This is a genomic window from Thalassotalea ganghwensis, from assembly GCF_053485795.1.
In genome coordinates this window covers 110,456-123,755 of record NZ_JBQRUM010000008.1, presented here as the reverse complement: position 1 = coordinate 123,755, position 13,300 = coordinate 110,456, and the positions used below count along the sequence as shown (strand labels likewise).

Below are 13,300 nucleotides of genomic sequence, written 5' to 3'. Positions count from 1 at the left end.
TTTCACAATAAATTCAATACCCGTTTATTCTAGCGTTAATCCCTAAATGAACCAAGTGCTTACCTGATTAATTTACAAACCAAAACCAATTAATATCTTGTCGAAAACGATCGACCTTAAGGATATTTTCGCGACTACTGATAATGATCATGCCATCACTAGCGGTATTATAGGTAAGTATTTGACGTTGTTTATAACGTTCAACGACCGCTTTGTTAGGCATTTTCCAATGATGAAGGTAGCCAGCACTAAAAATAACATGACGTGGAGAAACCTTATCAATAAAGTCGATTGAGCTCGAGGTCTTAGAACCATGATGAGGGGCGATTAAGACGTCCGCGTGCAATGAAATCTCTTTATCACTTCGCGCACGGTTTATTAATTGTTGCTCAGTAAAACGATCTATATCGCCGGTTAACAATACTTGGTGGGTTCCATCATTTATCCTGATAACACAAGAGTCACTATTATCATCCCCTTTGGCGTCCTCTGGGGACAATACTTCAAATGTAAGCGCAAACCACTGATAGCGATCTCCGGCGATACACCTCAGGCTACGTTGACTTTGATTAATATTATGAAGCTCCCTATTAACAATGAAATGGTGGTTAATTACTTGATAGCCGCCAGCATGATCATTGTCATTATGGCTAATAAATAACCAATCAATTTGTTCGATAGCTGCTCCTTTTAAATAAGGAATAATTGCCGCTTGCGCTGATGAAAATCCACTTCGATAAGCCGCACCAGTATCATAGAGCGCTACGTGTTTTCCTTGTTCAATGAGCACCGCCAATCCTTGTCCAACGTCAAATACCCTCACTCGCCAGTCGGGTTGCTCAGATAGGTTAACTTTGTATAGTAAAGTCCAGACCATAGACATCGAAAGTAAAGTTGGCAAAAATAAGCGCCTATTGATGACCGTTATAAAAAGCACTAAAAATATCGAGAACAAAGCAACCACATTGAGTGTAGACAAGGCAATTGTCGCCCAAGATAAGCCACTCAAATAAGCAAGTAATCGCCATAACTGCTCCAAAATAGCAAAGTTTACTATAGCAATGCACTCAACTAAAACATCAGAGATAAAGGAGGCGACAAGCATCAATAAGGACAACGGCAAGACTAAAAAGCTGATAATAGGAACCGCTACCAAGTTAGCCACTATCGCCACAAGTGAGATTTGCGCTGAAATAATCGCGACAATTGGCATCATTAGTAAAGTTAGTGCTGTTTGCAAAATGAGTAGCTGCTTACACTTTACCCAAACGTATTGGTTCCAACGACCTTCTTTTTTATCCTGTCCTTGAAACCATTTAGGGTAACGCCATAACAAAAAGAATATGCTAGCAACGGCATAAAACGATAGCCAAAAACTTATCGATATAATGCTAAGTGGCGCATTTACCAGTATCAAGAAGATACCAATTAACAAGATGCTCACTCGATTGAGTTCAATGCGCAGTAACCGCAAGGTAACTATCAACACAATGGCAATAATTGCGCGCAACGTTGGAATAGAAAAACCAGCTAAGTAGGCATAAAACGTTGCTACAGATAGGCTGATGAGCAACGAGTAAATGTGAAAATTTCCAGTAATTATCACCCTGTTGACAAATGAGCTTTTGCTCGCAAAAGGTAGTACCTTGCTCAGTACTTGCAAGATAAAGTAAGTAAAAGCTGCAACTAGCCCAATGTGCAAACCTGAAATCGATATCAAATGTTGAATCTGGGTAGTGTTTAATATCTGCCATTGCGCTTGTTCAATATTGCCGCGCTCTCCAAAGGTTAACGCTTCGATGATTGGCGATAACGGATGCGTAGCAAGCACCCGTTGAAAGCCACTAAACCACCGATGCCGTATCGTTGAATTATCCACTCGTAATACCGCTAATTGGGGCTGCTTAACATATCCAGTTGCGTGAATATTTTGATGCCTTAGAAAGCTTTGATAGCTAAAGCCTTTAGGATTGGCTAACCCATGGGCTGGCTTAATTGTTATCCTTAAAGACCAATGCTGTCCTTGCATTAATATTGCTTGACTATCGTGCCAATATAACCGAGCAGTGAGGTTTGGCGATAACGCTTTTGCGTTTAACTGAGTGATCTCAAACTCAAATCGACATTTCTGTAACTGACATTGAGGAATTGTGGCGATACGACCGACCGCCTCTACGGTCTGATATGCTACAGCTGCAGGACGTAAGTGATTAGCCTCCCATACCAGTAGATAATCATAGCCAGCATTAATTATCAGTGCTGCACCAAAAAAGAATCCAGATAAGTTCCTTAGCTTTTTAAAACAAAAGGTAATGCAGAAACAAAATGTAAACAAAATGACATAAAAAAAGGTTGGCACTATCGGTATAAATAGCGACAATATAGACCCAACGAAAAATGTAAGTAGCCACCTTTCCATAGTGATTGCTTTCCATATATTAGTGAAGTTATGCCAAAGAAACTGATAAAACGCTTTATGCCAGATCACCATTCGATCAAGACTAATCGCCACCTACAAATCTTTGGCGATTTACTTCATAATGGTAATTTGTGGCACTTAAACCGACGTTCAGTGGCTAAAGCCTTCGCCGTAGGTTTGTTTTTTGCGTTCGTTCCTGTTCCGTTTCAAATGGTACTTTCAGCAGGTGTAGCTATTATAGTACATGCGAATCTTCCGCTCTCTATAGCGTTAGTATGGATCACTAATCCACTCACTATGCCAGCAATATTTTATTTTTGTTATTTGGTCGGTACATGGATTTTAGGTGCAAAAGAGAAAGCGTTTGTTTTTGAAGCGAGTTGGGAGTGGGTGGTTAACAGTCTATCGACGATAGGCCCTGCATTCTTGCTAGGTTGTGGCGTGCTGGCAATGCTATTTTCAATGATAGGTTATGTCGGAATTCATACGCTATGGCGTCATTCAGTGAATAAAGAGTGGCGAAAACGTCAAAATCGCAGCCGCTAACAATTACTTGACCATGTACATACCTTCACTATGGGGTCGAGAAAATTTGAAACCAAATTTTTGATAAAGTGCTGGAACATCTGCCATCAAGGTAATATAAGCGCTTTTCATTGCATGGTGGTCAAGGTATTCCATAATAGCACTCATAATAAGTTGACCATAGCCTTGACCTTGAAACTTTGGTTCAACTGCTACATCCACTACTTCAAAATTTAATGCGCCGTCTCCGACCACTCTTCCCATCGCAATAGTTTTGCTGTCGACCACAATATGAACGCCAAAAAGACTATTGGGTAATGCTTTCTTAGCTGCCAATAATTCACGAGGAGTTAAACCACTGACTTTCCTTAAACGAACAAAATCTTCAGGACTGACCACGGTCTTAATTAATTGATAATCGATATTTTCCTTTATCATGACACTACTCGCTTTATAACTGTCCTAAAACCTGTGCAGGTTCTATTTTAGTTGCTCGCCACGCAGGGTAAAGCGTAGCGAAGAAACTCAGGGCCAATGCTATAACGACAGTTACCACAACATCATTACGCTGTAACTCGCTCGGTAAATAATCGATAAAGTAAACGTCGCCAGCTAATAACTTACTACCTAATTTTTGTTCAATAAATTGCATGATCGCCGTCAAATTATCAGCAATAAGCACGCCCAAAACAGCACCGGTTGCACTTCCAACGATACCGTTGACGAGTCCTTGAATAACAAAGGTTAACAGCAATGTTGAATTTTTCGCCCCCATCGTTTTAAGAATGGCAATATCGCCCTTCTTTTCGTTTACCACCATTATCAAGGTGGAAACAATATTAAAACTCGCTACAGCTATCACCAGAATGAGTACGATCATCATCACCGCACGAACAAGTTGAATATCATTAAACAAACCGCCATGAACATAAGTCCAATCATAAATGTAGACGTAATGATTAATGGTTCTCGCTGCTTGACGGGCAATAACAGGTGCTTGAAAGACATCTGAAACTGCCAGCCTTATACCTTGCACTTGCGCTTTTTCATAGTTAAGTAAGCTACGTGCAATAGGGAGAGAAATATAGGCTTGATTATCATCAATACTGCCACCAAACTTAAATAAGCCAACAACATTAAGTTTTTGCTTTACCGGAGAAGAAAATTGGTTGGCACTGACATTACTATTATTTAAGTTAGGTAATAACACTTGCACAGAGTCACCCACTTCAACGCCCAATTTTTTAGCTGTCCCTTCCCCTAAAATAATACTATTTTTAATGTTAAGCTGCTGCCAACTTCCTTGGGTAATATAATCTGCGATCTGTGAAACTTGCTGCTCTCCTTGAACGTCTACACCTCTGATTTCAACGCCCTTTAATTGAGCTTTCTTTTGCAGCAAACCTTGCACTTTAATGACTGGTGCAACCGCTAGTACATCAGGATGCGTTGCCAAAGTTTTAGCAATATCGTGCCAATTATCCATCGGCTTGTTAACACTGATTAGCTCAGCATGGGGAACTACCGACAATAAATGCTTTGCTAACGCGCGCTCAAATCCATTCATTGCGGATAACACCACAATGAGCACCAATACACCAAGCCCGATACCTATGGTCGATGACGCCGAAATAAATGAGGCAAAACCATTTTGATGTCGGCTTTTGAGATAACGACTACCTAAGTACAAACTAAGAAATGACGCCATTTTCATGAAACTAACACTCAAATGGCTTTAAAACACCATGATCAAGCTTCAACTGCCGGCTCATACGAGACGCCAAATTAAGATCATGGGTAACAATAACAAAACTGGTATTAAGGTGCTGATTAAGCTCAATCAGTAAATTATAGATATTTTCAGCCGTATCAAAGTCCAGGTTACCGGTCGGTTCATCAGCCAACACCAAAGAAGGTTCAGTAACCAAAGCCCTTGCTATCGCTACTCTTTGACGTTCACCACCAGAGAGCTCTGAAGGTAAATGATGTCCTCGATGACTCAAACTGACTTTGGTCAACATCTCTTCCGCTCGCTGTTGTGCCTTTTTAGGAGAGATTCCTCGAATAAGCAAAGGCATTGCGACATTCTCGACTGCTGTAAAATCCATCATTAAATGATGAAACTGATAAATAAAACCGATATGTTCATTTCTAAAGCGCGCTTTTTCACTTTCGGATAATTGATGAATTGGCGTGTTATTAATTAACACTTCACCACTTGAAGGAGTATCAAGTGCACCAGCTAGGTGTAAAAAGGTGCTTTTACCACAGCCAGAACTGCCAACGACAGCCAATAGCTCTCCTGGCTCGACCACCAAATTAAGGCCATTGAGTACTTTGGTTTCTATTTTCCCTTGAAAGTATGACTTAGTAAGGTCAATACATTGTAAACTTTTTGACATTTGACTACTCATTTCTAAGCACCTCAGCAGGCTTAGTATTACTGGCATTAAAGGCTGGATATAACGTAGCGATAAAACACATTGCAATAGCACTAAAGGCAATCATTACGACATCAGCTGCTTGAATATCGATTGGCAACTGCTGAGAAACAGCCCCACTGCCCAAAATATTAATGCCAGTTAAGGCTAAAATATTATTTAAGTTATACGCTAAACCTATCCCAAGCAGCACGCCAAGAAGTGCTCCCCACAACCCATTAATCATGCCTTGGCTAATAAAAATTTTCACAATACCTGCGCGCGTCATACCAAAGGTCTGCAATATACCAATTTCAGCGCGTTTATCTATAACCACCATCACCAGTGCAGAAACAATATTAAAAGCGGCAACAGCAACAATTAGCGCTAAACTTAGCCCCATCATTTTCTTTTCCATCTGTACTGCACTAAACAAATGTCCTTGAGTATCACGCCAAGACTGTAACTCATAATCTGGATATTCAGCGCTTATTTGTGAAATAACCTGGTCAACATTGAATGCATCATCAAGGTAAAGCCTAAGTTTTTCAGCACTATTTGCTTGATGTCGTAATAATTTAGCTGCGTTTGCACTGTGAACATAAACCATACCATTATCAACTTGTGAGCCAACGTTGAAAAAGCCCGCTATTATGAAAACGCGCTGTACCGGCATACGCCCCATCGGCGTAAATACGGTGTTATTAGGCAATATAATCCTAACGTTATCACCAACGGTTACATTCAATTGTCGCCCAAGAGCTTCGCCAATAATGACGGAATATTGTTCTGGGCTTAAATCTGTTAATTGACCATAAGTCATACGCTGGGCAACAATGTTGTGATTTTCAAGTTCAGGGGTTATCCCTTGCATCATTGCCATTTGAACAACCGAAGTAGATTGAATGAGTGCTTCACTCTCATTAATAGGGGTTGCGTGCTTGACGTGGGGGAGTTTTGTAAACGTTTCACTCAACTGTCGCCAATTGGTTAACGTCGACTGAGACTCTGATGACACCATGACATGCGGAACTAACCCTAAAATTCGTTTTTTCAACTCGCTTTCAAAACCATTCATGACAGAAACGACGGTGATCAAAGACGCAACCCCTAAAAGGATACCTGCAATAGAAAAGAAGGTAATAAAGGATACAAAACCACTACGGCGACCACTACTGCTATATCGATAGCCAATAAATAAACTAACAGGTTGAAACATCGAGTTTATTTTAACCAAATAACGTCAAAATTTTAAAGTGCCCAGAGCATAACACAATCAACATCATTCGCCTCGTAAAAATCTGTATCAAAATCCAAAAGGCGCAACTTACTATTTAAACCAGACTTTACCACCTACGAACTTATAAGCTGGTAGACCTTTAATCATTTGCTCTCTTGCAAAAATAGCTTCACACTTGGGACATTGACAAGGAGCCTGCGTATAATCTTTAACAATACGTACTTTAAAGCTTTTCACTAATGCGCCTTTTCCACCTTTTTGATATTTAAAAAGTAACTGATTACATTGTCGGCAAAATATATCGACGGTTTTATTCGGTGGTTTCTTATTAGGCTTAGCCACAATACTTATGTCCGAAGAAAAAAGCTGATATCAAGCTGCTGATACCTCGTCATTGCTTTTTCATGTCGCTTTAATAAATCTTGATATACTTGTGAACTTCTTACCTTTTCATCAAATGGATAACTCAAAATTTCTTGAGGTAGCCTTCCACCTTGTTCAACAGCTTGGACAAGATAACGAAGCACTTTGTCAGCTTGCCCTAAACTATTATAAAGCAAGGCTAAGTTAACTGAATGAAATGCTTTACCACTCCCTTTGTTCAACAAAGATTCATAATTTTCTATCTGACTAAGCAAATCTTGTCGGCTAACATTAATCATTACTAAGTCAATATTCACTGGTTGTCGATTAGGGTATTTACTTTTAATACTTTGATACAGAGCTACTGCTTTTTCTTTTTGACCTAAGTAAAAATAACAATGGCTTTTAGCCAACATTGACAAATAGTCTGGCCCGTATTTTTCAATACTCATTTCGATTAAGGCTACACCTTGAGCAGGTTGCTTATACAAACACAATGATTGAGCAAAGTGATAACCTGCTAGACTATAGTCTGGTTGAATAACTAATGCTTTTTTATACCATTTTTGAGCAAGTTCAATATGCCCTAGACGCTCTAACGTTATGCCTAAATGCAATGCTGCCACAGCATCATTTGGCGCAACAGTTAATGCCCGCTGATGCCAAACCAACGCTTGTTTAAAATTACCTTGTTCGCTATAAATAAAAGCTAAGTTAGATAATATATCTTTGTTAATACTACCTTTTGAATAAGCACGTAAAAGCGCATTGATACTTTTAGATAACCAACCTGAGACATAATAAGCACTACCCAGAGCTTTGTAGGCCTCAGCCGAGTTTTCGTCATAGCTAATTGCCCTATATGCATTATCAATCGCTTTAATTTTGTCTTGTTCATTGCCCCCAAATTGGAAAAACAATTGACTATATGCCTGACTTAATCCTGCATAAGCATCAGAATATTTAGGTTGTATCGCTAAGGCTTGCTTAAAAAAATTAATTGCGATACCAATATCTTGTGCCCGATACCGCTGATAGTATTCGACTCCACGGTTATATAGAATTTCTGCCGCACTTATTGTGTCATTGACAACTTTAGGCTGTGAAACACTCGGTTCATCTAATTTTATATTGTTGAGATAGATTTCATTGACTAGCAATACTGCCAAAATAATCAATAGTAATATGGCACCAGTTTGCGCTATTTTACGCCATAACCTTCTGACATCATTTGCTAAAATATTAGACATTAAATCATTTGCCGTGATCTCTAGCATGACAGATGGTGGGCGTTGAACAATGCATTCAGGCTTTACTGGTGGAATTAATCGATAACCTCTTCCTCTTAATGCTTCGATATAGATTGGTGCTGATGCATCATCACCTAGCGCTTTGCGCAACAATTTAACGCGCTGCTTTAAGGTTTCATCGCCAATTACCCGTTCAGGCCAAACCACATCCATTAATTGCTGTTGACTCATTAGTGCAGGTGCCGACTTTACTAAGGCAACTAACAAATCATAACTTAACTTTGGTAAAGCAATTGCTTCACCATTTCTAGATAGCGTGCCCCGTTGCACATCTAACACTAAATCTTTGAAAATATAACGGGTTGCATTATTTCTTGAATGTTGCACTAACTTAGCCATCAAAACCAAATAGTCTATTAATTTAACCTTATTTCACTATATGTCCAATAAATCATCAATTCTTCACCAAAGCTTCACTAAAAATTCTACCGAGCTTCAACTTGTTATCAAGTAGCTATATTCGAGAGGTATACCCTAGGTTAGCGTGACAAATACAAAAAATTATCGACAACAGGAATACTTTTTATGACGACAACTTCAACCGTAGAGTTAAGCGCTGATCTACCAATAGAAACGCTCGATAACTTTGATAGCCTATGGGGACATCCTAAACCACTGTGGATGCTGTTCATGGCCGAGTTTTGGGAACGTTTTGCCTTTTATGGCATACGATGGGCCCTTACGCTTTATATCGTCGCACAGTTTTATAATGGCGATCCATCCGGTCAATCTTTTGCATCAAATACCTACGGGGCTTATTTGGCACTAGTGTATGCTAGTGCGATTTTTGGTGGCTATATTGCCGACAAAGTTATAGGCGCACAGCACTCTATTTTAATTGGCGCTGTGGTAATGGGTTTAGGTTTATTTATGATTATGTTTTCAAACCAAACCTTATTTATGATTGGCTTAGCCACTGTCATTGTAGGTAACGGGCTATTTAAACCCAACATTTCAAACTTGGTCGGTAAAATCTATCCAGAGAATGACCCTCGCCGTGATAATGGATTTAGCATTTTTTATATGGGAATAAATGCTGGTGCTATGATTTCACCTATCGTCACACAATGGCTAGCCAGTACTTATACCGACACACCGATGGTCGATAATTACAAGATGGTCTTTGCCGCAGCTGGAGTGGGTATGGTGATCAGCTATATTTGGTTTTATCTTGGTCGAAAGCAACTTAACGGTATTGGTAGCTTACCCAAATCTAAGTTAAGAACAAAAAATTTACTGACAGTTATCGTTGGTGCAATCTTGTCAATTATACCTGTTTATTTACTGATGACATTTGCAGGTTCAAAAGTACTTGCGTGGTTGCTGTTTGTGCTATTCATTGGTTTAGCAATAATGTTGTTAGCTCAAGCTAAAAAAGATGGAAAGGTTGCCGTAGACAAAGTTATCGCATGCCTTATCATGTTTGCCTTTAATGTTATTTTCTTTATGTTTTTTGAACAAGCAGGCAGCTCTTTTACGTTTTTGGCACAAAACATTGTTGATCGCAGCATAACTGAAAACTTTGAATTTAAGATCGCTTGGTATCAATCGGTAAATTCGGTATCTATCCTAATATTTGCACCAATTGTTTCATTGATTTGGCTAAATTTAGCAAAACGTAAGCTTGAACCATCGATACCGCAAAAATTTGCTTTAGGACTACTTGGAACCGCTATGGGCTTCTTAGTACTTGTCTATGCTTTAGAGAATTTGCTTAATAACAATAATTTGATTCCAATGTGGCCTTTAATTTTGTGTTATGTATTACATACTATTGGCGAGCTCTGCTTATCACCTATCGGGCTGTCGATGGTTAGTAAGCTCGTGCCCGTTTCTCTTGCTGGCTTTGCCTTTGGAGGATGGTTTTTAAGTACGGCTATCGGTAATAATTTTTCAGGAATATTAGCAGGTTCTATGAGTGGCGATACGGGGATGACCGTGGCGTCTGCCATTTATGGATTTGAATTTAGCTTTTGGTTGTTAGCCAGCGCAGGGGTTGTGCTATTAATTGCCGCCCCACTAATCAACAAACTCATGCACGGGGTAAAGTAGCAAAAAATAGAGTAAATCAAGCGTCCAAATCCAAGGGCGCTTTACACTATTAGTAATTTAAACAAGTTTTTACATATTTAAATGCAAAGTTGTTTAGCAAATGCTAAATTTAGTGATAAATATATAATAATGCGTAAAAACAACTGAGCTGACTTTGATATTTCCAGATCTTCCAAACAATCATGCGCTTGCCATGTTGTTATTAACCGTTATCGCTTTATATTTCTTTCGCCGTGATGACATCCCATTAGAAACTTCTTCGCTGACGGTACTTGTTGCTTTAACCTTAATATTTACCGTGTTTCCGTTTTCCATAAACGGTGAGCTGTTAGAGCCTTCTTCTCTATTTTTTGGCTTTGGTCATGAGGCTCTGGTCACGGTATGTGCACTAATGATCATTGGCCATGCGCTCGTGCGCACAGGTGCTCTAGTGCCAGTTGGGCGAAACTTAGCAAAACTTTGGAAAATAAGTCCTGCATTATCTTTATTATTAACATTACTGATCGCTGCAGCCTTGAGCGCATTTGTTAATAACACACCTATCGTTGTATTGCTGTTACCCATTTTAGCCAATGTCGCATTACGAACAAAAGCTGATTCCTCGCCAATGCTTTTACCTATGGGTTTAGCGACACTGGTGGGAGGAATGACAACCACAATCGGTACTTCAACTAATTTGCTGGTAGTTAGTGTCGCAAGTGACATGGGATTACCCAGAATGGGGATGTTTGATTTCAGTTTACCTGCGGTTATTGCTGGGGCGATAGCAATCGCTTATCTTTGGGTTATTGCCCCCAAGCTATTACCCAAACGCTCCCCTTCACTGCCAGATACCTCGCCGCGCTTATTTAGTGCCTACTTAAATATCAACGAAGATAGTATCTCCAATGGAAAAACAGTCGCGGAAGTACTAAAAATGACTGACGGTCAGATGAGTATTCAAGCGATTCAACGTCAGCCTGATTACAAGAACATAGTACCTTTACCCGACACAGTATTAAAAGAAGGTGATCGCTTGTTAGTAAAAGATCACCCAGATCAACTGAAAGAGTTTGAATCAGTAATCCAAGCAACACTCTTTTCCGGAAGCCAAAAGGTAGATGAAAAGCATCCATTAAATGCTGACAAACAAGTACTTGCTGAAATCGTTGTTATTCAAGCTTCAGGGTTGGTTGGAAGAACCCTAAAGGAAGTTCAATTCGCGAAAAGGTATGGTATTTCGGTGATCGCCCTTCACCGTGGGGGTAAAGCAATGGAAATTGGTCGCAGAAGTATAGGTCATGTTGCTATCCAAACGGGTGATGTTTTGTTGGTTCAAGGTGAAGCTGAACAAATTGCAGAATTAAAAGAATCTACCGGCTTTTTAATCATCGATGGTGCAGCTGATTTACCTCAATCAAAGAAAGCGCCTATTGCATTAGGTGTATTATTTTTAGTCGTTTTAGTAGCAGCACTTGGCGCTCTTCCTATCGCCGTTAGCTCTATTTGCGGAATATTAGTGCTATTGGCAACTCGTTGCCTAGATTGGAAAGAGATTTCCGCTGCGCTAAGCAGCCAAGTAATACTAATTGTGGTTGCCTCTTTGGCATTAGGCTCAGCAATGATGCAAACTGGTGGTGCTGATTATATGGCGCAAGTGTTCGTTGCAGTGTCTTATACCCTCCCACCTGGAGGCGTAGTCGCTGCGCTAATGCTATTACTGGCAATACTCACCAATATCGTTTCTAACAACGCCGCTGCCGTTATCGGCACCCCAATAGCGATATCGGTAGCCAATCAACTCAATGCCCCCGTAGAGCCCTTTATCTTAGCGGTATTATTTGGCGCTAACTTAAGTTATGCAACGCCGATGGCTTATAAAACCAATATTCTGGTGATGAATGCGGGGGGTTATCAATTCTCAGACTTTATTCGTGTGGGCACACCCTTGATCATTTTAATGTGGGTAACCTTATCACTGCTGTTAACTTGGCTTTATTTGTAATTTAAATCCTTAAGTAGTATCAATGCAAATGCGAGTTACATATCTTTTTGATGGTCTTGGTATTATATTACTGGTAATTCTAAGTAAGCTTCTAAAAACAACTTTTCAGCCGCTTTGCATATCAATACGCTTGAGCTATTGAACTGTTTGGTAAATTGAATTTTACTAGTGACTTAAGACCAGTATTAATAGGTGGTTCTTTTTGAGACATCTGAATGATAAACCTTTAATGTAAGGAACTTGCAACATCTTTATTAAGCTTTTTTCTCTTCATTATACAAACTAAATTTGCTCCATAATCGGGCGCTGGGAATTTTAGAAATGAAATTTATATTATCTCTTTTATTATTCATGCTAACAGGAGCAGTAAAAGCTAACTCAAACCATTTAGAGCCAGTACCTGCTTATGATTCTTCCGGGTACAATCAAGCTGTATTTAAGTCATTAATTGGTAATATTCGAGCGAAACTTTGGATGGTGGTTAGACCTAGCTTTAGTAAAGAATATGCAATTATTTTGTATGAACATAAAAATGAATGGCGGTTAGAGAAAGTTACAGCTAAAGAGAAAATTTGGGCGTGGAAGAAAGCAGATGAAGGTCGTTTTGTGTTGGACATCAAAACTACTAAAGCAGTTGACAGAAAATTCACGATTGTAGACAAGGAAAAGTTACACAAAATAGTATTAGCGTGGAATAGTGCTCTCAAAACTACTCGATACTCTGAAAACAATTTACAAGGAATGGATGGCACAACATATCAATTCTATTCACACTATCAAACTTTTGGTCAAACATGGTCTCCAACTGAAGGGCTCCCACTATTTCTTGTCAACTTGGGAAAGAAATTAGAAGAAATTGTAACAATAGATAAAACAGAGCGAGAAAAAGCTTTGAAAAAAGCAACCGATATAGCCATCAAAATTATAGAAATTACCCAGCGAAAAGCTGACTAAAAATTAAGAAAACAAGGCTTGGCTGTATAGTAT

11 protein-coding genes are annotated in these 13,300 nt (G+C 39.4%); 4 read left to right on the top strand and 7 right to left on the bottom strand.

Annotated features, from left to right (window positions below):
- Positions 1-67: 67 nt before the first annotated feature.
- The gene (locus tag ACSLUH_RS10190; protein WP_448566593.1) at positions 68-2,419 is read right to left on the bottom strand and encodes a DNA internalization-related competence protein ComEC/Rec2; all 2,352 of its coding nucleotides are present in this window, start codon (positions 2,417-2,419) and stop codon (positions 68-70) included.
- Positions 2,420-2,449: 30 nt separating this feature from the next.
- Between ACSLUH_RS10190 and ACSLUH_RS10185 the strand changes: the two genes are divergently transcribed.
- Positions 2,450-2,965: a DUF2062 domain-containing protein gene (locus tag ACSLUH_RS10185; protein WP_448566591.1), complete on the top strand. Its 516-nt coding sequence runs from the start codon at positions 2,450-2,452 to the stop codon at positions 2,963-2,965.
- A gap of 3 nt (positions 2,966-2,968) precedes the next feature.
- Here the strand turns inward: ACSLUH_RS10185 and ACSLUH_RS10180 are convergent, their stop codons facing one another.
- The 6 genes from ACSLUH_RS10180 to ACSLUH_RS10155 all read right to left on the bottom strand — a co-directional run bounded on the left by ACSLUH_RS10180 (position 2,969) and on the right by ACSLUH_RS10155 (position 8,616).
- Positions 2,969-3,382, bottom strand: coding sequence for a GNAT family N-acetyltransferase (locus tag ACSLUH_RS10180; protein WP_448566589.1), 414 nt, complete (start codon positions 3,380-3,382; stop codon positions 2,969-2,971).
- Between the two features lie 13 nt (positions 3,383-3,395).
- Complete coding sequence (gene lolE, locus ACSLUH_RS10175; RefSeq protein ID WP_448566587.1) at positions 3,396-4,652, bottom strand: lipoprotein-releasing ABC transporter permease subunit LolE; 1,257 nt, start codon at positions 4,650-4,652, stop codon at positions 3,396-3,398.
- Positions 4,653-4,662: 10 nt separating this feature from the next.
- A complete protein-coding gene (lolD, locus tag ACSLUH_RS10170; RefSeq protein WP_448566740.1) occupies positions 4,663-5,346 on the bottom strand; it encodes a lipoprotein-releasing ABC transporter ATP-binding protein LolD in 684 nt (227 codons plus the stop codon).
- A 4-nt stretch (positions 5,347-5,350) separates the two neighbouring features.
- A complete protein-coding gene (locus ACSLUH_RS10165) occupies positions 5,351-6,583 on the bottom strand; it encodes a lipoprotein-releasing ABC transporter permease subunit (RefSeq protein WP_448566585.1) in 1,233 nt (410 codons plus the stop codon).
- A 111-nt stretch (positions 6,584-6,694) separates the two neighbouring features.
- Entirely contained in the window at positions 6,695-6,946 is a 252-nt protein-coding gene (locus tag ACSLUH_RS10160; protein WP_448566583.1) for a hypothetical protein, read from the bottom strand.
- Positions 6,947-6,951: 5 nt separating this feature from the next.
- On the bottom strand, positions 6,952-8,616 hold the full coding sequence (locus ACSLUH_RS10155; protein ID WP_448566581.1) for a winged helix-turn-helix domain-containing protein: 1,665 nt from the start codon (positions 8,614-8,616) through the stop codon (positions 6,952-6,954).
- 186 nt (positions 8,617-8,802) lie between these two features.
- Here ACSLUH_RS10155 and ACSLUH_RS10150 point away from each other — a divergent pair, with 186 nt between their 5' ends.
- The 3 genes from ACSLUH_RS10150 to ACSLUH_RS10140 all read left to right on the top strand — a co-directional run bounded on the left by ACSLUH_RS10150 (position 8,803) and on the right by ACSLUH_RS10140 (position 13,267).
- Positions 8,803-10,329: a peptide MFS transporter gene (locus ACSLUH_RS10150; RefSeq protein ID WP_448566579.1), complete on the top strand. Its 1,527-nt coding sequence runs from the start codon at positions 8,803-8,805 to the stop codon at positions 10,327-10,329.
- Between the two features lie 154 nt (positions 10,330-10,483).
- Positions 10,484-12,313: an SLC13 family permease gene (locus ACSLUH_RS10145; protein ID WP_448566577.1), complete on the top strand. Its 1,830-nt coding sequence runs from the start codon at positions 10,484-10,486 to the stop codon at positions 12,311-12,313.
- A 321-nt stretch (positions 12,314-12,634) separates the two neighbouring features.
- Complete coding sequence (locus ACSLUH_RS10140) at positions 12,635-13,267, top strand: hypothetical protein (RefSeq protein ID WP_448566575.1); 633 nt, start codon at positions 12,635-12,637, stop codon at positions 13,265-13,267.
- The last annotated feature ends 33 nt before the right edge of the window (positions 13,268-13,300 follow it).

Excerpts from the sequence above, each read along its gene's own strand:
- ACSLUH_RS10190 (WP_448566593.1), bottom strand. The coding sequence starts at position 2,419 with ATGGAAAGGTGGCTACTTACATTTTTCGTTGGGTCTATATTGTCGCTA.
- ACSLUH_RS10185 (WP_448566591.1), top strand. The coding sequence starts at position 2,450 with ATGCCAAAGAAACTGATAAAACGCTTTATGCCAGATCACCATTCGATC.
- ACSLUH_RS10180 (WP_448566589.1), bottom strand. The coding sequence starts at position 3,382 with ATGATAAAGGAAAATATCGATTATCAATTAATTAAGACCGTGGTCAGT.
- lolE (WP_448566587.1), bottom strand. The coding sequence starts at position 4,652 with ATGGCGTCATTTCTTAGTTTGTACTTAGGTAGTCGTTATCTCAAAAGC.
- lolD (WP_448566740.1), bottom strand. The coding sequence starts at position 5,346 with ATGTCAAAAAGTTTACAATGTATTGACCTTACTAAGTCATACTTTCAA.
- ACSLUH_RS10165 (WP_448566585.1), bottom strand. The coding sequence starts at position 6,583 with ATGTTTCAACCTGTTAGTTTATTTATTGGCTATCGATATAGCAGTAGT.
- ACSLUH_RS10155 (WP_448566581.1), bottom strand. The coding sequence starts at position 8,616 with ATGGCTAAGTTAGTGCAACATTCAAGAAATAATGCAACCCGTTATATT.
- ACSLUH_RS10150 (WP_448566579.1), top strand. The coding sequence starts at position 8,803 with ATGACGACAACTTCAACCGTAGAGTTAAGCGCTGATCTACCAATAGAA.
- ACSLUH_RS10140 (WP_448566575.1), top strand. The coding sequence starts at position 12,635 with ATGAAATTTATATTATCTCTTTTATTATTCATGCTAACAGGAGCAGTA.